At 61.6% G+C, this 17958-nt stretch carries 17 protein-coding genes; 4 read left to right on the top strand and 13 right to left on the bottom strand.

Annotation, left to right across the window (positions count from 1 at the left end; translation table 11 throughout):
- Positions 1 to 118 precede the first annotated feature (118 nt).
- The 4 genes from ACH2CW_RS14780 to pyk all read right to left on the bottom strand — a co-directional run bounded on the left by ACH2CW_RS14780 (position 119) and on the right by pyk (position 3168).
- Positions 119 to 607 carry a hypothetical protein gene (locus tag ACH2CW_RS14780; protein ID WP_395059461.1) on the bottom strand — a complete coding sequence of 163 codons (489 nt, stop codon included), beginning with the start codon at positions 605 to 607 and terminating at the stop codon, positions 119 to 121.
- Complete coding sequence (locus ACH2CW_RS14775) at positions 597 to 1058, bottom strand: helix-turn-helix domain-containing protein (RefSeq protein ID WP_395059459.1); 462 nt, start codon at positions 1056 to 1058, stop codon at positions 597 to 599. Before ACH2CW_RS14775 ends, ACH2CW_RS14780 begins: the two co-directional genes overlap by 11 nt.
- Entirely contained in the window at positions 1042 to 1428 is a 387-nt protein-coding gene (locus ACH2CW_RS14770; protein ID WP_395059457.1) for a type II toxin-antitoxin system RelE/ParE family toxin, read from the bottom strand. Before ACH2CW_RS14770 ends, ACH2CW_RS14775 begins: the two co-directional genes overlap by 17 nt.
- Before the next feature lie 294 nt (positions 1429 to 1722).
- The gene (gene pyk / locus ACH2CW_RS14765) at positions 1723 to 3168 is read right to left on the bottom strand and encodes a pyruvate kinase (protein WP_395059471.1); all 1446 of its coding nucleotides are present in this window, start codon (positions 3166 to 3168) and stop codon (positions 1723 to 1725) included.
- Between the two features lie 260 nt (positions 3169 to 3428).
- Here pyk and ACH2CW_RS14760 point away from each other — a divergent pair, with 260 nt between their 5' ends.
- Positions 3429 to 4529, top strand: coding sequence for a fatty acid desaturase (locus ACH2CW_RS14760; protein ID WP_395059455.1), 1101 nt, complete (start codon positions 3429 to 3431; stop codon positions 4527 to 4529).
- A gap of 78 nt (positions 4530 to 4607) precedes the next feature.
- On the opposite strand, the gene ACH2CW_RS14755 is transcribed toward ACH2CW_RS14760, so the two are convergent.
- From ACH2CW_RS14755 to def, 5 genes are all read right to left on the bottom strand, one after another.
- Positions 4608 to 5801 carry a phosphoglycerate kinase gene (locus ACH2CW_RS14755; RefSeq protein WP_395059453.1) on the bottom strand — a complete coding sequence of 398 codons (1194 nt, stop codon included), beginning with the start codon at positions 5799 to 5801 and terminating at the stop codon, positions 4608 to 4610.
- 67 nt (positions 5802 to 5868) lie between these two features.
- Positions 5869 to 6204, bottom strand: a complete 336-nt coding sequence (locus tag ACH2CW_RS14750; RefSeq protein ID WP_395059451.1) for an AzlD domain-containing protein — start codon at positions 6202 to 6204, stop codon at positions 5869 to 5871.
- Entirely contained in the window at positions 6201 to 6935 is a 735-nt protein-coding gene (locus ACH2CW_RS14745) for an AzlC family ABC transporter permease (protein ID WP_395059449.1), read from the bottom strand. The genes ACH2CW_RS14750 and ACH2CW_RS14745 overlap by 4 nt, the downstream gene beginning before the upstream one ends.
- Positions 6932 to 7912 (bottom strand): methionyl-tRNA formyltransferase, encoded by a 981-nt coding sequence (fmt, locus tag ACH2CW_RS14740; RefSeq protein ID WP_395059447.1) that lies wholly within the window; start codon positions 7910 to 7912, stop codon positions 6932 to 6934. The genes ACH2CW_RS14745 and fmt overlap by 4 nt, the downstream gene beginning before the upstream one ends.
- A 149-nt stretch (positions 7913 to 8061) precedes the next feature.
- Positions 8062 to 8571 carry a peptide deformylase gene (gene def, locus ACH2CW_RS14735; protein WP_395059445.1) on the bottom strand — a complete coding sequence of 170 codons (510 nt, stop codon included), beginning with the start codon at positions 8569 to 8571 and terminating at the stop codon, positions 8062 to 8064.
- A 188-nt stretch (positions 8572 to 8759) separates the two neighbouring features.
- Between def and ACH2CW_RS14730 the strand changes: the two genes are divergently transcribed.
- The 3 genes from ACH2CW_RS14730 to ACH2CW_RS14720 are packed head-to-tail and all read left to right on the top strand — an operon-like array spanning position 8760 to position 11710.
- Positions 8760 to 9974 carry a LysM peptidoglycan-binding domain-containing protein gene (locus ACH2CW_RS14730; RefSeq protein ID WP_395059443.1) on the top strand — a complete coding sequence of 405 codons (1215 nt, stop codon included), beginning with the start codon at positions 8760 to 8762 and terminating at the stop codon, positions 9972 to 9974.
- Between the two features lie 35 nt (positions 9975 to 10009).
- Positions 10010 to 11131: a DNA-processing protein DprA gene (dprA, locus tag ACH2CW_RS14725; protein ID WP_395059441.1), complete on the top strand. Its 1122-nt coding sequence runs from the start codon at positions 10010 to 10012 to the stop codon at positions 11129 to 11131.
- Positions 11132 to 11188: 57 nt separating this feature from the next.
- Positions 11189 to 11710, top strand: a complete 522-nt coding sequence (locus ACH2CW_RS14720; RefSeq protein ID WP_395059439.1) for a DUF494 domain-containing protein — start codon at positions 11189 to 11191, stop codon at positions 11708 to 11710.
- 207 nt (positions 11711 to 11917) lie between these two features.
- On the opposite strand, the gene ACH2CW_RS14715 is transcribed toward ACH2CW_RS14720, so the two are convergent.
- The 4 genes from ACH2CW_RS14715 to yajC form a co-directional block, all read right to left on the bottom strand.
- Positions 11918 to 14509: a DUF1631 family protein gene (locus ACH2CW_RS14715; protein ID WP_395059437.1), complete on the bottom strand. Its 2592-nt coding sequence runs from the start codon at positions 14507 to 14509 to the stop codon at positions 11918 to 11920.
- Positions 14510 to 14536: 27 nt separating this feature from the next.
- A complete protein-coding gene (gene secF, locus ACH2CW_RS14710) occupies positions 14537 to 15493 on the bottom strand; it encodes a protein translocase subunit SecF (protein WP_395059435.1) in 957 nt (318 codons plus the stop codon).
- A gap of 30 nt (positions 15494 to 15523) precedes the next feature.
- Entirely contained in the window at positions 15524 to 17425 is a 1902-nt protein-coding gene (gene secD / locus ACH2CW_RS14705) for a protein translocase subunit SecD (protein WP_395059433.1), read from the bottom strand.
- A gap of 75 nt (positions 17426 to 17500) precedes the next feature.
- On the bottom strand, positions 17501 to 17833 hold the full coding sequence (gene yajC, locus ACH2CW_RS14700) for a preprotein translocase subunit YajC (protein ID WP_395059431.1): 333 nt from the start codon (positions 17831 to 17833) through the stop codon (positions 17501 to 17503).
- Positions 17834 to 17958: the final 125 nt, after the last annotated feature.

Here is a 17958-nt window from a genome sequence, read left to right as displayed (position 1 = left end):
AACTTTTGCCGTCAACACAAAACGCTTCGCGTGACACCAGCCATGCAAGCTGGAATCAGCGATTACATCTGGTCAATGGAAGATGTGTTGATGATGGTTGAGACGATGGATCGGTAGGTTATTTAGCGGCAACGCGTGCTTTTATCCTCTTGCCGGGCCGCAGAGATGGTTTTTTAGTTGATGCCACAAGCTCGGCATCCGGGTACTTTCCAGCGAGCTGCTGCAACGGGATCATCGGCATTACTGTCACCCCCCAAGGCCCTCGCGAAGTGAGTTGGGCCAGTTGCTCACGCAAAGCGCCGACAAGGGTCGCGGCCGCATTAAATTTGCGCGTAAATTCCAGCTTTGCATCGACGGGCTCTGTTTCATCTAAATGAAACGCGGCAAACGCTTTGATATCGAATTTATAGTTCAAACACTGCTCAATTTCTGGGGCGCGTTTGGATCTGATTGATAACGAGGCGAACCCCAATGATTCCTCTTTAATGATGCTAAAGCTGAACTTGATATCAAGATCAGCCAACTCCATTGGCCGTACCTTGTCCGCCGCCTCTGGCATCACTGCCCCTATCGACAGTTCAGGGAAGACCAGCTCCTTAAGCTGCATTGGAATAGCTGTCTTGGTTTGATGGATTTAGGCTAACCACCTTGGCCTTGCGCAATAAATCCGCCGCTGCCTGACTATAGTAAGTAGGCAAGTGGTTAGCTTGACGTGCAACAGCCGCGTTCGCGCGCCCATAGCATTCAAACCACTTGACTTCAGATTCGCACGGCGCTAGATGCACATGCACAAACTGGTCAAGAGCAAGCGCGAGCTTTGCCAGCGTCTCAAGTGACATATTGCTTGCCGTCCCGCCGAAAACTTTGCTGATATAGGCGGGCGATACAGCGAGACGCTGCGCGAGTTCGCCGTTGGATACTCCGTCACGCTTCATGCAGCGATTCAGTTCAAACAAAAAATCAGTCGCCAATTTTTCAGCGAGGTACTGAGGGTCGCGCTCCAGCGCCTTGTAAATCGCGGCGAAACTTTTCACTTCGCCTTTACCCTTGTTCATCATCTTCTATCCACGTTACTTGATTCAATTTCTGTGCAGCAAAGAACTGCTTGGCCATAGCAACCGCGCGGGTCAGTTCCTTTTCTGGTGTTTTCTTTGTTTTCTTTACAAACACGTTAGTGCAAATGATGTACTGACCGCTCTCAGTGCTGAAAAAAAGAGTTCTCAACCTACCTGCAATCAACTCATAAATTCCGTTTACGCGATCAATTTGATGGAATTGATCCGAGTTGAGCCCGTTTAAGCCATGACGCGAAACCATATCAAAATGTGCATACATGCGATAACTTGAAGCCTTCAGCTGAGCCTCTACGCCATCTAAATCGTCCTTGACAGGACAGCTAACCGCGCCTGATCCTCTGATCTTGAGCACTGCTCCTACCTTGTGTCTTCCAGCACGTATCTCAAGTATTTGCAAGACGATGTTAACCTATGAGTTAAGAGCTTGGGCACCAAATTTTGGTGTTTTTTGAAATCCCGCTCAGCGGCTAGAAGGCGCGGATGAAACAAATTGAACGCGCATTCAGTTCTAGCACACGCTACCGCACCTAACAACTTGTTACAAACTCCATCTCAAACTGACCCACTACCAGTTTTCCTCAATACTCGACTATCATCATTTACTGCACTAAGCCCATAATAAATAAGGCTGTAAGCTAAAAAGCTGTTACCCCCGATGCTCGCCCACGCGCACCACCTTGAGCGCATTGGTGCCACCGCTTTTGCCCATCGGTTCGCCGCACGACAGTACGATCAAGTCACCGTCGCCGACTGCACCGCGTGATTTCAACGCGTTTTCTGCGGACAGCAGTGCGTTTTCGCGATCCGAATCGAACGGTACGACGACCGGTCGCACGCCGCGATAAAGCGCCGCTCGACGCGCGGCGGACACTTCCGGCGTCAGCGCATAAATCGGCACGCCGCTGTCGTGGCGGCTCATCCACAGCGCCGTGGAGCCTGACTGCGACAGTGCGGCAATTGCCTTGACGTTCAGGTGGAACGCGGTGAAGAGGGCGGCCATGGCGATGGCTTGATCGACGCGGACGAATTGCTGATTGATGAAATCGCTGTCGAGTTCGTACACCTGCGAGCGCTCAGCGGCGAGCGCAATGGCGGTCATGGTGCGGATGGTTTCGACCGGATATTTGCCGGTGGCGGATTCGGCTGACAGCATCACCGCATCGGTGCCGTCGAGCACGGCGTTGGCCACATCGCTGACCTCGGCGCGGGTCGGCACCGGGTTGGTGATCATGGACTCCATCATGTGGGTCGCAGTGATCACCACCTTGTCGAGGTCGCGCGCCATCTTGATCATCCGTTTTTGCAGCGCCGGCACGGCCGCGTTGCCGACTTCGATGGCCAGGTCGCCACGCGCAACCATGATGCCGTCGCTGGCCTTGCAGATGGCTTCCAGGTTGGGAATCGCCTCGGCGCGCTCGATCTTGGCGATCAGGCCTGGCTTGTGGCGGTACTCGGCACCGGCCACATTGCAGAGCTGGCGCGCCATCTCCATGTCACTGGCGTTCTGCGGAAAACTCACCGCCACATAGTCCGCCTGAAAACTCATGGCCGTGCGGATATCTTCCATGTCCTTGGCGGTGAGCGCCGGCGCCGTCAGTCCGCCGCCCTGCTTGTTGATGCCCTTGTTGTTGGACAACACGCCACCGATCTTGACCGTGGCATGCACCTGTTCGCCGCGCACCGCGTCCACCGTCATCACGATCAGGCCGTCGTTGAGCAGCAGGGTGTCGCCGGCCTTCACATCGCGCGGCAACTCTTTGTAATCGAGGCCGACGCCATTGATATCGCCGGGCTCGGTACGGGACGCGTCGAGCACAAACTTCATGCCGGTCTCCAGCTGCACCTTGCCGTCGGCAAATTTGCCGACGCGGATTTTCGGACCTTGCAGGTCGGCCATGATGGCGACCTCGCGCCCAGCGCGTGTCGCCGCCTCGCGCACCAGCCTGGCGCGGTCGATGTGGTCTTGCGCCGTACCGTGGCTGAAGTTGAGCCGCACACAATTGACGCCGGCACGAATCATCTGCTCAAGCAGGGCCGGATCGCTGGAGGCGGGGCCCAGGGTGGCAACAATTTTGGTTCCGCGGCGCTGCATGTTCATGGCTGTCTCCTGTAATTTAGTTTCTTATTTTCACACGAAAAAGTTACACGCCGGTTACCAGCGCCCGCTGCGCCGTCCGGGTATTTCACGGGCCGTTCACGGGATGGCAAGAAATTCGTCACATCCCCTGCATTTGTATTGATCCTGGTCAGCGCCGGCCCGTGGCGCGGCCCGCAGAATCAGCAAGCCAATCACCCACGGGGCGCCCTGAGGCGCCCGCCAGGCAAACGATCAACCCACCGCAAGCGCCGTCCATGACACCCCTGCACGAACCACCTCTTCCCCCGCCGCTGGCCACAGACGCGCCCCTGCCCCACCGCAAGGTCATCCGCGGCTGGTTGCTGCCGCTGGGCCAGCGCAGCACATGGCGCGCGCTGGCCTTGCTGGCGCTGGACTACGGCCTGCTGGCGCTGCTTCTTGCGGGCGTGATCTTTGTCGACTCCCGCTGGGCCATGGCAGCCTGCGGCCTGGCGGCCGGTTTTGTGATCGGCCGGCTGTTTGTGATCGGCCATGACGGCTGCCACCAGAGCCTGACGCCCTCGCGCCCACTCAACCGCTGGCTGGCGCGCATTGCCTTCCTGCCGTCGCTGACCGCCTACAGTCTTTGGGACATGGGCCACAACGTGGTGCACCACGGCTTCACCAACCTCAAGGGCGTGGATTTTGTCTGGGCGCCGCTGACGCAGCAGGAATTCGCCGCACTGTCGCCAGGGGGCAAGCTGATGCAGCGCATTTACCGCAGCGGCTGGGGACCGGGCCTGTATTACCTGGTTGAGATCTGGTGGAAAAAGATGATGTTTCCGCGCCCCGGCAGCCTGGGCAACACGCGCCGCGCTGTCTTCACCTGGGACTGTTTGCTGGTCAGTGGTTTTGCCGCGCTGTGGATCGCCGGCCTGGTGGGGGCAGCGCTGGCGACCGGCCAGTCTGTCGCGTGGCTGCTGGGCCTGGGTTTTGCCTTGCCGCTGTTTGTATGGTTCCACATGATGGGTTTTGTGATCTATGGCCACCACACCCATGTGAAGGTGTCCTGGCATGACGACCGGGCGGCATGGCAGCGCGCCCAGCCTTTTGTCTCGACGACGGTGCACCTGACCTTTCCGCTGCAAATCGGCGCGGTGTTGCACCACATCATGGAACACACCGCGCACCACGTGGACATGAGCATCCCGCTGTACAAGCTCAAGGAAGCGCAGAAGGTGCTGGAAGACCTGTTGCCCGGCCGCATCGTGATCCAGCGTTTTTCATGGCGCTGGTACTTTGAGACCGCACGCGCCTGCAAGCTGTATGACTTCACGCGCCACTGCTGGACCGATTTTGCCGGTCGGCCCACCAGCGCGTTGCGGACGGCGCATTAGCCGCGCGCCGCGATTACAAACAAAATTGGCCTGCAGCCCTTTTGGAACAAGGGCGAGCAGCTATAAAAACAGGAGCGCCTAGGCTTCGGCGCGTTTCTGCAAAATCTCAAACGCAGGCAGGGTTTTGCCTTCCAGCACTTCCAGGAAGGCGCCGCCGCCGGTGGAGATGTAACCCACGTCTTTTTCAATGCCGTATTTGGCAATCGCGGCCAGCGTGTCGCCACCCCCGGCGATGCTGAAGGCGCTGCTGGCGGCAATCGCTTGTGCAATGGCTTTGGTGCCGCCTTCAAAAGCAGCGAACTCGAACACCCCCACCGGACCGTTCCAGACAATCGTGCCGGCAGCCATCAGCTGGGCGGCAAGTTTTTCGGCGGTCTGCGGGCCGATGTCGAGGATCATGTCGTCCTCCGCCACGTCAGTCGCGGCCTTGACCGTCGCCGCAGCATCGGCCGAAAAGCTTTTGGCCGTGACCACGTCGGTGGGCACCGGCACCTCGGCGCCGCGCGCTTTCATCGCTGTCATCACGGCGCGGGCTTCGTCGAGCAGTTCACGCTCGGCCAGGCTTTTGCCGATCGGCAGGCCATTGGCCAGCATGAAGGTGTTGGCAATGCCACCGCCGACGATCAACTGGTCGACCTTGCCGGCCAGCGCTTTCAGGATGGTCAGTTTGGTGGAGACCTTGCTGCCGGCCACGATGGCGACCAGCGGGCGTTTCGGATTGGCCAGCGCCTTGGAAATCGCGTCCATCTCGGCAGCCAGCAGCGGACCGGCGCAGGCGGTGTTGGCGAACTGCGCGATGCCGTAGGTCGAAGCCTCGGCGCGGTGCGCGGTGCCGAAGGCGTCGTGCACAAAAATGTCGCAGAGCGTGGCCATCTTGCGCGCCAGTGCCTCGTCGTTTTTTTTCTCGCCCTTGTTGGTGCGGCAGTTCTCCAGCAGCACCAGCTCGCCGGGCTGCACCTGCACACCATCGACCCAGCCGGCCTTCAGGGGCACCGCGCGCCCCATCAGGTCGCCCAAGCGCTCGGCCACCGGCGCCAGCGAGTCTTCGGGTTTGAACGCGCCCTCGGTGGGCCGCCCCAAATGCGAAGTCACCATCACGGCGGCACCAGCATCCAGCGCCATCTGAATGCAGGGAATCGACGCGCGGATGCGCGTGTCTTCGGTGATGTGGCCCGCATCGTCTTGCGGCACGTTGAGGTCGGCGCGAATGAACACGCGACGGCCCTTGACGAGGCCCTGGGCACACAGATCGGAAAAACGGATGAATTTCATGGGGGCTCGCAAGAAAACGGAGAAGAAAATCGGTAGGCGGCAATTGTAGAAGCGGGCCCGGTGAGGGCTACCAGCCGAGGTAAATATGCAGCGGCAGGTACACCGCCATGCCGGCCACGATGGTGCCAAGCACGCTGCGGCGCCAGAAAAACCAGGCGGCGCCGGCCAACGCGGCGAACACCCGTGCGTCGCGCCAGCTGCTGATCAGCGCGCCCTGCGTCATGACAATTTCGGGCACGATCACCGCCGCCAGCGCGGCAATTGGCGCGTAGTGCAGCCCGCGCTGGGCCCAGTCCGGCAAGGTCCAGGGTTTGCTCGACAGAAAAAAGAAGGATCGCGTCAGGACCGTGACCACGGCCAGGCCCAGGATGGTCACGACAGTCCAGCCATCGGTTTGCATCATGCCGTCTTTCGGGATTTGGGCTTTTCAAGCAGCAGGCAGACGGCCACGGCCGCTGCAATGCCGACCAAAATATTGAGCTTGAGCGGCAGCGCAAAGGCCGCCACCGCTGCGGCGCCGGCCACACCGGCAGAGATCAGGCGCAGCCGGCTGCTGGCCAGCGACAGCGTGATGCCCAGCAAGGCGAGGATGCCTGCAAAACCGAGACCCCAGTGCACGGGCACGGCATTGGCCATGGCGATGCCGATCAGGCTGGGCACCACCCAGGCGACCCAGGTGACGGCGCAGTTGCCGGCCAGGCTGGCCTCCTGCGCGCGCAGGGTCGGCAGGTCATCGGGCGGCACTGGCTTGGGATGCCGCGCGGTGAACATCACATAACTGAGGTCGGTCGTGAAGTAACCGCCGGCCATGCGGCGCCACAAGGGCTGGTGCATCATGTACGGGCGCAGGTGGGCGCTGAATACGACAAACCGCAGGTTCACGCAGGCAGCGGTTGCCAAAATCACCCACATGGGCGCGCCGGCCACCATCAGCGGCACCGCCGCCAGTTGCGAGCTGCCGGCAAACACCACCAGCGTCATCAGCACACACTCGAACACGCTGAGCCCGGACTTGACCATGGCCACACCGGTCATCAGGCCCCAGGCCGCCGTGCCGGCGGCAATCGGCGCCATGTCGCGCACGCCCTGGCGAAACTCGGGGTGGTGCCAGAGCGGCTCTTTGACTGCGGTCATGGCGCCGCCCCCGGATTGCCCCCAAACAGCGCGCCGGGCGCCAGTGGGAATCCGCGCAAAAACTCGGCGGCGTCCAGCGGCTTGCCGCCCGGTTTTTGCAGCTTCGTCAGGCGCAGCACGCCATCTGCCGCAGCCACATCCACACCCTGATCGCCCGCAGCCAGGACCTGGCCCGGCCGAGCGCCCGCGGGCACGCGCCCCGGCAGAACAGTCGCAGCCCAGACCTTGAGGGTGTCACCGGTCACCGGGCTGGCGGCCACCGGAAAGGGGTTGAAGGCACGGATACGACGCTCAATCACGGCCGCACCTTGCGTCCAGTCGATGGCGGCCTCGTGTTTTTCGATCTTGTGGGCGTAGCTGATGCCCTGCGCCGGCTGCTTCACAGGGGTCAGCCCGCCGCAGGCGGCCAGCTCCAGCGCTTCGACCATCAGGCGACCGCCCAGCGCCGCCAGCCGGTCATGCAAAGTCGCCGTGGTGTCGGCTGGCTGGATCGCGAGTTTTTCCACCAGCAGCATGTCGCCGGTGTCTAGGCCCGCGTCCATCTGCATGATGCTGATGCCGGTCTCGCTGTCGCCGGCCTCAATGGCGCGGTGGATGGGCGCCGCACCGCGCCAGCGCGGCAGCAAGGAGGCATGAATGTTGAAGCATCCCCGTGCAGGCACGTCGAGGACCCACTGCGGCAGGATCAAGCCATAGGCGGCCACCACCATGGCGTCGGCGCGCGCGCCCTCGATGGCTTCACGGGCCGTGGCTGCGTCCTCGGGATATTTGCCATCCAGCCGCAAGCTGCGCGGCTGCGCCACGGGGAGGTTGTTGTCGAGGGCAAACTGCTTGACGCTGGAGGCCTGCAGCTTCATGCCGCGCCCTGCAGGACGGTCCGGCTGGCTCAGAACCAGGGCGATCTCGAAACCGGCGGCATGGAGCTGCGCCAGCGCCACGCGGGCGAAGTCAGGGGTACCGGCAAAAATAATGCGCATCGGGTGATTTTCGCCGAGGACTGGATGCAATTGATCGGCTGCGCGGTTTCAGTCCTGCCAGCCGGGGCCGCGGAACCGGCTTCGCCGGGGCCGCTGGCGCAGCGCCCCCTCGGGGGGGCAGCGCAGTACACGAAGTGACAAGCGTGGGGCTATGCCATTTCGTCCTTCCTGGCCTTGATCATCTTGGTCTTGATGCGGTTGCGCTTGAGCGGCGACAGGTACTCGACAAAAACCTTGCCCATCAGGTGGTCCATCTCGTGCTGTACACACACCGCCAGCAGGCCTTCGGCGCTGTGGGTTTGCTGCTTGCCGTCCAGGTCCAGCGCCTGGACCTTGATCGCGCTGGCGCGCTCCACGCCGTCATAGATGCCGGGCACCGACAGGCAGCCCTCGTCATTGACCTGGGTCTCGGGGCTGGTCCAGACAATCTCGGGGTTGATCAACACCAGCGGCTGGTCACGCCCTTCACTGACATCAATGACAACGACGCGTTCATGCACATTGACCTGGCTGGCGGCCAGGCCGATGCCCTCGGCCGCATACATCGTTTCCAGCATATCGTCCACCAGGGCGCGGATGCGCGCATCGACGGCAGGCACTGGCTTGGCCACGGTATGCAGGCGCGGGTCGGGGTAACGAAGAATGGTCAGTTGGGTCATGGTGGCAAACAATCAGATGTCGCTATTTTCGCTAATTTTCGCTAATTTTCGGCATTCGGGCCGTTGCGAAATCGCATATTCGTTGCCTAATCAAGGGCTTAAGTACAAAATCGCTAGTGATTTATCAAGTTACAAACACGGCATCGGGCCCCTTCACCGCAGGCCGTGCCAGCCCCAAGGGCCACAAGATGCAAACTATGTCTGGTCGTTTCAGTCAAATTTCAATGGCGGCAGCCCTGCTGGCGTGCACGGCCGGTTTGCAGGCCCAGAATTTCCCGATCACGCCAGGCCAGCGTGCCACGGCCAATCAGGTCGCCCAGACCGGCGTGCCATTGGCCGACCTGGTTCCCAATGCGCCTGACGAGTACACCGTCAAACGCGGCGACACCCTGTGGGGCATCTCCGGCATGTTTCTCAAAAGCCCATGGCGCTGGCCCGAACTCTGGGGCATGAACCTGGAGGACATCCGCAACCCGCACCGCATCTACCCCGGCCAGCAGCTGTATCTGGACAAGGCCAATGGCCGCGCCACCCTGCGCACCCGCCGGGGTGCCGACGGCACCCCAGGCGGCACGGTGCGGGTGTCGCCTCGCACGCGGTATGAATCACTGGCGGACGCTGCGGTTCCCACCTTGTCGCCGCAAGCCATCGAGCCCTTTCTTTCCGAAGCGCTGATTGTTGACGAAGCGGCCTTTGCCCTGGCGCCCCGCATCGTGGCCACCCAGGAAGGCCGCGTGTTGCTCAGCCGCGGTGACCGTGCCTATGCCCGTGGCGCTTACAGCAGCAAGGAGGGCGGCAAACCCCTGAGCACGGCCAAAGGCGAACCGGTGGACTACCGGGTTTTCCGCAATGCGACGCCCTTGAAAGATCCGAGCACCGGTGAAATTCTGGGCTACGAGGCCCAGTTTGTCGGCAAGGCCGAACTGGTTCGCGGGGAAACCACGGCCGACATCACCGGCAAGGACGGCAAGGTATCCACAGAAATTGTGCCTGCAACCATTGACATTGTTGTGGCCAAGGAAGAAATGCGCGTCGGCGACCGGCTGGTCCCGGAGCCCCCCCGCGAATTGTTGAGTTACGTGCCGCGGGCGCCGACCACGCAGATCGAAGGGCAAATTGTCTCGATCTACGGCAGTGCGGTAAGGTTTGCCGCCGGCAACCAGGTGGTTGTGCTCAATCGTGGCGCCCGCGACGGTCTGGAACGCGGTCATGTGATGGCGCTGCAACAAAGCGGCGCCCAGATGACGGACCGAACCGACTCGGCACGCAGCCAGATCCGGCTACCGAACGAACGCAATGGCTTGCTGATCGTATTCCGTACATTCGAGAAACTGTCCTATGCCCTGGTACTTCAGGTCAGCGACGGCGCAAAAGTGGGTGACCGCTTCATCAATCCGAACTGACGCAGATCGGTACCTGGGCCCGGAGCCGCCTCGCCATGGAAGCCGCTGAACTTGGCGCCTGGTTGCGCCTGGCGCTGACACCCGGTCTGGGCAACATCGCATCACGCAAGCTGCTGGCGGTTTTTGGGTCAGCACAAGCGATTTTTGAGCAATCCGCCAGCACCCTGCGCCAGCTGGGCTCCGACAAACTGGCTGATGCCCTGCAGACCGAGCCTGAGACCCTGGGCGACCAGTTGCAGGCTACGCTGGCGTGGCTGCAGGCGGGCGACAACCGGCAGGTGGTCACGCTGGGGGACCCCGGCTACCCCGCATCACTGCTCGATATCGAAGACCCGCCTTCCATGCTTTATATGCTTGGAGCCCATGGTACACGGGCGCAAGCAGCTATCAAAAACAGAGCGCTTTGCCTGGCCATGGTGGGTAGCCGCAACCCCACACCCCAAGGCGAGAACAACGCACGTCAGTTTGCCAGGGTGTTCGGCGCGGCCGATCTGTGTGTGGTGTCCGGCCTGGCGCTGGGCGTGGACGGCGCGGCCCACGATGGCGCCTTGCTGGGCGACGGCACCACGATTGCGGTTGTCGGTACCGGTCTGGACCGCGTGTACCCGAAACAACACCGGGACCTGGCGCACCGGATTGCACAGGACGGCCTGATCATCAGCGAGTTCCCGCTGGGCACGCCGCCGCTGACTGCGAACTTTCCCAAGCGCAACCGCATTATTTCCGGTTTGTCCCAGGGAACGCTGGTGGTCGAGGCGGCCCTGAAGTCGGGCTCGCTGATTACCGCGCGGCTGGCCGCCGAACAGGGCAAGGATGTGTTTGCGATTCCGGGCTCCATTCACTCCCCGCAGTCGCGCGGCTGCCACGCGCTGATCAAGCAGGGGGCCAAGCTGGTCGAATCGGCGCAGGACGTTCTGGAAGAACTCCGTCTGCCCTATGCTGCAAGCACTGTAAACGCCGACCAGGAAAGCGATGGCGGCCCGGAGGAGACGGCGCTGCTGTCCGCCATGGGTTTTGAGCCGGTCAGCCTGGACGCGCTGCAGGCACGCACCGGCCTGCCCACGTCCGAATTGCAGGGCCAGTTGCTGGAACTGGAGCTGACCGATGCGATCGCGCGCCTGCCCGGCGGCCTGTTTCAGCGTATCTCCCTGGGCTGAAGCCGAACGGGCTGGGCGAACCGGGGGGGCGGCGCTGAACTGCGTTATATTGGACGCATGTTTGAAGTGCTGGTGTATGTTTACGAAAATTATTGGCAGGGCGACGCCTGCCCCGAGTTGCACCAACTGAGCCGCAAACTGACGGCGGTCGGCTTTGAAGCCGAAGAGATCCAGGCGGCGCTGGTCTGGCTCAATGGCTTGAACATTGCCGCCCAGAACACCCAGATTGGCCTGCCGGCCGAAGCCGACGTGGCAGGCAAGCCAGTGACGGCGACCCCCGCCTCATCAGGTTTTCAGCCGCAGTCTGCTGCCAGCCTGCGCGTGTATTCGGTGGCCGAGCAGGAGCACCTGGGCGCGCAAGCCCTGGGCTTCGTGAGTTTCCTCGAATCCTCTGGTGTGTTGCCGCCCCACATGCGCGAAATTGTCATGGACCGCGCCATGGCTGCGCCCGGCGATCCACTTGCGCTGGACGACCTCAAGATCATTGTGCTGATGGTCTACTGGAGCTTCGGCGAGGAGCCGGACGCCCTGGTGCTGGACGAGCTCTGTGACGACGCGGACTTCCGCGTTGCGCATTAAATAACGCCCCCCACGCTTCCCACTTCGTGTGGTTCGCTGCCCCCCAAGGGGGCGCATTTTTCCTCGGGAAACCCTGCGGAAAAACATGGCCCCCACGCTTCCCACTTCGTGTGGTTCGCTGCACCTTGCAGGCCGCCGCTCGCCGGAGGCTTCGCTTCTGGAGCCCGCGGCTCCAGCCCCAAGGGTGCGCAGCCTGCGCGCGGGCAATCAGCCCAGTAAGCGCTCCGGATTCGCATCGAGCTTGGCGAGCGCATCGCGGGTGGCGCGCACGGTCAGCGCCTCGTCCTCTGTCGGCACCAGCAGGCCGGCCTGCAGGTAGGCCGCCAGGCGGCGCGCCTGGATCAGGAAATTGCGGCCATCGGCAGACGCAAACAAATGCAACTGCTTGCGGTCACTGCGCCAGGCGAACTGCACATGGCTGACCTGCCCATTGTGGTCCAGGCTGAACCACGCGCCGACTTGAAGCTCCTGCGCCCACGCCCGCATGGCTTCACTGGGCCGGCTGCCGCCATCGGCAATCACCGCCAGGTCGGACGCATCGATGCCAATCATCATGACCAGGTTTTCGGTGTCCAGCGGCAGGTCGCCCACATCCTCCTCCGACAGATAGTCTTCCAGGTTGGCAAGCCGCTTGGCCATCTCATCGATGCGCTCAAGTGAGATGGCATCGGTTTTGGACATGAAGGCGTCAGCCAGAGTCTCGCTGATGATCTTGAGGTGCTGGTCCTGCACCGGCGTGGCCAGGCCCAGCATGGTCATGCCCCGTCGCAGCAACTGAAGCAGCTTGGGCAAATCGGCAATCACGCGCGCCCGGTCATTGCGGTTCGGCTTAGCGCTGGCGGCCCAGACCAGATCGGCCGCGGCCTGCTTGAGCGTGATCGTGTCCTCGTGCTGGGGGCCATTTTTCATGGCCGCAATGGCCAGCACTTCAGCCCACATCTTGAACAGGAATTCGCGGATTTCTTCCCGCACCGGCATGTCATTGAGCATGTTGCGCATCTCAATGGTGTACTGGATGGCCATGGTCTCTTTTTGCTCCAGTTGCTGGGCCACCGTCACCACACGCGCGGCGCTGCCCTGCTCGGAGAGAAACTTCGACAGGAATTTCTGAAATTCGTCGTAGACCAACTGAAACACACGACGACCGGTCTCGGGGTATTGTTCGATCACCTGCACCACCCGCTTGACTTCAGTTTCAAGCGCACTGCCCGACACCGTCGCGTCAAAGCCGAGCACGCAGGAGCCCATTCGGTCAATCAGACGGCGTGCGGGGTGTTGCAGGGAGCCGAAGAATTCGGGCTCCGAAATGGCCACACGCAACACCGGCATCTGCAGCCGGGCAAACCATACCCGGACCGCGGGAGGAATCCGGTCCTCCGCCAAGATACTCTGAAACATCAACGCCACAATTTCGATAGTGGCTTTCTCGCTGGAAGTGGATGCCGCCTGTTTGAGCACCGTGGTGCGCTGGCGCAAGGCGCCCACCGCCTGCTCCACCTGCGCCACACCATAAATCTGGTCCGGCGCCTCGACCATGGTGCCTTCGTAACTGTTGCCGCCATCGCCACCACCGGATGGCGTACGGGCCAGCGCCTGCGCCAATTGCGGCGAAGGCTGATGGGCCTGGGTCTGATCGAACTCGACAGCATGGTCGGACAACAAACGCTTGAGGTGGCCCATGACGCCCTGCGCCCGCATCCGCGCCCGCGCCAGCGGCGAGGTGCCGGTTTGCATACGCGTCTCATCGTGGATGTCGTTCCTGCCCGCCGCCATCTCCGAGCGCCCGCCCTCGCGGCCTGCCTGAGCGATCCGACCTCCGCCGCCTGCACTGCCTCCGCCGCGACCGCTTGAAGCGCCGCCGCCGCTTGCACCACCCGCGCCCGCGCTGAACTCCGCCGAGCTGCCCCTGGAAGCGCCCGCACCGAAAGACGACCCCAGGCCACCCGCACGCCCTGTGTCCGGTGCGCCGGGAGCCAAGTCAAAATCACTCGCGTTGCCCCACCCGGTCTCAGAACCGCCGGAGCCTCCCAACCTGCCAAATCCTGATTTGTCACCGGCTTGCCGGCCGGCGGCGGAGGACGCGGCGGTCCGCTCGCCTGACGCCAATCCGGCAGGCCGGGACAGCTTGGCGGCAGGCGTGTTGGGAACCGCAGAAGGGGTGCGTTTGACCAGTGCCCGGCGGTCAATGTCCACCATGACATTTTCCTTGATCAGGAATTCGTTGACAGACCGGTAAGCCTCCAGCAGATGGTCGGTCAGGCGTTGCTGGATCAGGTCCTGCACCGTGAGCCAGAGCTCGCGCGACAAGGGCGCCAGCGTCCATTGTTCAACCAGGTTTTGCGACAGCACTTCGGGCCGCAAAATATCTTCCTTGGCCAGTTCGGCAACACCTTCCAGCCCCTGAATACGAAGTCGCAGATCATTGAGCTCCCAACTGGCGCTGTCCAGCAGACGCAGGGCCAGACGCGAGGCAAGGATTTTGTTTTCCATCACCTCGTTGCCCATCAACTCGAATTTCCCGCTGTCCAGCGGCATGGAGGCCGTTGCGACGGGTGCCACCAGCGCTTTTTTCCAGGCCGCCATCGTGGCGTTGACCCAGATGGTTTCGTTTTCCTGGAACGACATCCAGCCATCGCGGCGGTCTTGCATCTCGCGGGCATTCCCGGCGGTATCCATTGCGGCGGACAAGCGGGTCTTGATGTCTGCAGCCAGCGCTGGCATCACACCGGCGGCATGGAAAACAAACTGCTCGCGCGCCTGGCGAGCCAGACGGAGATCCTGTTTGTTATTTGCAGCCACAGCCGGGTCCGTTGTGAGGCAGGCTGATTACACCGTCGCTCCGGCATTGGGATCGTTCGGATTCTCGTCCTTTTTGCCGGCAGCAGGCTTGACCAGGTCCTCGCGCTTGATGCCCAGCCACATGGCAATGGCTGCGGCCACAAACACCGACGAATAGATACCGAACAAAATGCCGATGGTCAGCGCCAACGCAAAATAAAACAGTGTCGGCCCGCCAAACAGAAGCATCGACAGCACCATGATCTGTGTAGAACCGTGCGTGATGATGGTTCGGCTGATGGTTGAGGTGATCGCGTTGTCAATGATCTGGGTCGTGTCCATCTTGCGGAAACGACGGAAGTTTTCACGGATACGGTCAAAAATCACCACGGATTCATTGACCGAATATCCCAGGACAGCCAGCACTGCTGCCAGCACCGAGAGCGAAAACTCCCATTGGAAAAATGCAAAGAATCCCAGGATGATGATCACATCATGCAAATTGGCAATGATGGCGGCCACCGCATACTTCCACTCGAAGCGGAAAGCCAGGTAAATCATGATGCCGACCACCACCATGGCAAGCGCTTTCAGACCATCCTGAGCCAGTTCCTCCCCCACCTGAGGGCCCACAAATTCCGTTCGGCGCAGCACAATCTGGGGGTCCCCGGCCTTCAGGGCCTCCATCACCTTGTCGCTTTGTTGCGCGGTTGTCACGCCTTTTTGCGCGGGCAGGCGAATAATCACATCACGCGCAGTGCCGAAATTTTGCACCTGAACGTCTGTGAATCCGAGGCCCGCCACAGTGCCGCGAACCTTCTCAACATCGGCTGGCTGCGAATAGCTGACCTCCATCACCGTGCCCCCCGTGAACTCCACTGAAAGGTGCAGGCCGCGCGAGAACAGGAAAAACACCGCCAGCACAAAGGTGGTGAACGAAATCACATTGAAGATCAGGGCATGCCGCATGAACGGGATGTCCTTGCGGATCTTGAAAAATTCCATAAGTCCTCTCCTTCTTCTTCTGTTCTTTGTCTAGGCCGAAGGCGCAGACGTGCCGGACTTGGCAGGAACCCCCGCGTTACCGGCCGGCCGCCAGACCGTGCCAATCGACACGGACTTGAGCTTCTTTTGCCGACCGTACCAGAGATTGACCAGCCCGCGCGAGAAAAATACCGCTGAGAACATGCTGGTCAGGATGCCGATCACATGCACCACGGCAAAACCGCGCACCGGCCCGGAGCCAAAAGCCAGCAAAGCCAGGCCGGCAATCAGCGTCGTGATGTTGGAGTCAAGAATGGTGGCCCAGGCGCGTTCATAACCGGTATGAATGGCGGCCTGCGCCGACGCGCCGTTGCGCAACTCCTCACGGACCCGCTCGTTGATCAGCACGTTGGAGTCGATCGCCATGCCCAGCGCCAGCGCCATCGCCGCCATGCCGGGCAAGGTCAGCGTCGCCTGCAGCATCGACAAAATAGCGACCAGCAACAGCAAATTCACGGCCAGGGCCAAACCCGAAAATAGCCCGAACAGCATGTAATAACCCGCCATGAACGCCACGATGACCAGGAAACCCCAGGCCACGCTGCTAAAACCCTTGGCAATGTTTTCCGCGCCCAGGCTGGGGCCGATGGTGCGCTCCTCGATGATTTCCATGGGTGCGGCCAACGAGCCCGCCCGCAGCAACAGCGCCAGGTCGTTGGCTTCAACCACGGTCATCGAGCCGGAAATCTGGAAGCGGTTGCCCAACTCGCTCTGAATGACAGGGGCTGTCAGCACCTCGCCCTTGCCTTTTTCAAACAGCACAATGGCCATGCGTTTTTTCACGTTTTCGCGGCTGGTGTCGCGCATGATGCGCCCACCCTTGGCATCCACCGTCAGGTCCACCTTGGGCTGCTGACTTTGCGAGTCAAAGCCGGGCTGGGCGTCGGTCAGGCTCTCGCCAGTGATGATCACCTGCTTTTTGACAATCACGGCACGGCCATCACGCTCCAGAAAACGCTCGGAACCGAAAGGCACGGTCCCGGAACCCAGCTCGGCGGCGCGGCCTTCGCTGCTTTCGTCAACCAGACGCATTTCCAGTGTGGCCGTGCGGCCCAGAATGTCCTTGGCCTTGGCCGTGTCCTGCACGCCAGGCAGTTGCACCACAATGCGGTCCAGGCCTTGCTGCTGGATCACGGGTTCTGCGACACCCAGTTCGTTGATGCGGTTGTGCAAGGTCACCATGTTCTGCTTGAGCGCCTGCTCCTGCACCAGCCGGGCCGCCTCCGGCTTGATGCGCGCGACCACCTTGTACTCGGCACCGTCCGGTGAATCAACCGTTTGCAGGTCTGCAAACTGGTCCTGGAAAATCCGCTTGGCCGCTTCCAGCGTGGCCGCGTCCCGGAATTTGAGTTCGATGGTCTGGCCGTTGCGGTTGATGCCGCCGTGCCGGATGTTTTTCTCGCGCAGCACCAGTCGCAAATCGCCGGCAAGCGATTCCGCTTTCTTGGTTAACGCCGCCTGCATGTCCACCTGCAACATGAAATGCACGCCGCCGCGCAAATCCAGTCCCAGGTACATGGGGCGTGCGTTCAGCGCGGTCAGCCAGGCGGGTGAGCGCGACAACAAGTTGAGGGCCACGATGTAGGAAGGCGAGGCCGGATCGGGAGACAGCGCCCTTTCAATGGCATCCTTGGCCTTGAGCTGCGTGTCGGTGTCTCCGAACCGGGCCTTGATCGAGGTAGCGTCAAAAGCCACCGCATCAGGGGTGATGCCAGCATCTTTCAAGGCCTGCTCCACGCGCGTGACGGTGGTGCTGTCAATCTTCACACTGGGTTTGGCGCTGGACACCTGAACGGCCGGAGCCTCGCCAAAAAAATTGGGCAGCGTGTACAACGCGGCAATCAACAAGGCGACGACGATGATCGCGTACTTCCAGACCGGATAACGATTCATGAGCGTGCTGTTCCTGGGAAACGAAGTGACTGGGCGGACCGGCGCGGGCCGGCCCTGCGAAAAACCGTCTTCTGCTTACTTGATGCTGCCTTTGGGCAGGACTTGGACGATGGCGCTGCGCTGCAACTGGATTTCAACACCCGTGGCGACTTCAACGCCCAGGTAGGCTTCACCCATTTTGGTGACCTTGCCCAGCAGGCCGCCTGCCGTCACGACCTCGTCGCCCTTGGCCAGCGCATCAATCATGGCCCGATGCTCCTTCTGCTTTTTCATCTGCGGGCGGATCATCACGAAGTAAAGGACCACAAACATCAGCACCAGCGGCAGCATGCTGGTCAAGGAGGACATCATGCCGCCTTCAGCAGCAGCGGCAGGGGCGGTTTGGGCAAACGCGGAAGAAATAAACACGGCAGACTCCACAACAATAATCGGGCACCCCGCGTCTTACCGCGGGGCGCGGAAGGTCTGATTGTATGCGGCCGGCCGCGGGTAAAAGTTGTAACCCGTGGCTTGGCGGGGACTCTGCGCGCGGC

This window comes from Polaromonas sp. (assembly GCF_043778355.1).
Taxonomy (GTDB): domain Bacteria; phylum Pseudomonadota; class Gammaproteobacteria; order Burkholderiales; family Burkholderiaceae_C; genus Polaromonas.
The sequence above is the reverse complement of the archived record's forward strand: the minus strand, read 5'-3'. Positions and strand labels throughout refer to the sequence as shown.

Bases quoted from the DNA above. Each gene is read 5' to 3' on its own strand.
- ACH2CW_RS14780 (WP_395059461.1), bottom strand. From the start codon at position 607: ATGCAGCTTAAGGAGCTGGTCTTCCCTGAACTGTCGATAGGGGCAGTG.
- ACH2CW_RS14775 (WP_395059459.1), bottom strand. From the start codon at position 1,058: ATGATGAACAAGGGTAAAGGCGAAGTGAAAAGTTTCGCCGCGATTTAC.
- pyk (WP_395059471.1), bottom strand. From the start codon at position 3,168: ATGCAGCGCCGCGGAACCAAAATTGTTGCCACCCTGGGCCCCGCCTCC.
- ACH2CW_RS14760 (WP_395059455.1), top strand. From the start codon at position 3,429: ATGACACCCCTGCACGAACCACCTCTTCCCCCGCCGCTGGCCACAGAC.
- ACH2CW_RS14755 (WP_395059453.1), bottom strand. From the start codon at position 5,801: ATGAAATTCATCCGTTTTTCCGATCTGTGTGCCCAGGGCCTCGTCAAG.
- ACH2CW_RS14750 (WP_395059451.1), bottom strand. From the start codon at position 6,204: ATGATGCAAACCGATGGCTGGACTGTCGTGACCATCCTGGGCCTGGCC.
- ACH2CW_RS14745 (WP_395059449.1), bottom strand. From the start codon at position 6,935: ATGACCGCAGTCAAAGAGCCGCTCTGGCACCACCCCGAGTTTCGCCAG.
- fmt (WP_395059447.1), bottom strand. From the start codon at position 7,912: ATGCGCATTATTTTTGCCGGTACCCCTGACTTCGCCCGCGTGGCGCTG.
- def (WP_395059445.1), bottom strand. From the start codon at position 8,571: ATGACCCAACTGACCATTCTTCGTTACCCCGACCCGCGCCTGCATACC.
- ACH2CW_RS14730 (WP_395059443.1), top strand. From the start codon at position 8,760: ATGCAAACTATGTCTGGTCGTTTCAGTCAAATTTCAATGGCGGCAGCC.
- dprA (WP_395059441.1), top strand. From the start codon at position 10,010: ATGGAAGCCGCTGAACTTGGCGCCTGGTTGCGCCTGGCGCTGACACCC.
- ACH2CW_RS14720 (WP_395059439.1), top strand. From the start codon at position 11,189: ATGTTTGAAGTGCTGGTGTATGTTTACGAAAATTATTGGCAGGGCGAC.
- secF (WP_395059435.1), bottom strand. From the start codon at position 15,493: ATGGAATTTTTCAAGATCCGCAAGGACATCCCGTTCATGCGGCATGCC.
- secD (WP_395059433.1), bottom strand. From the start codon at position 17,425: ATGAATCGTTATCCGGTCTGGAAGTACGCGATCATCGTCGTCGCCTTG.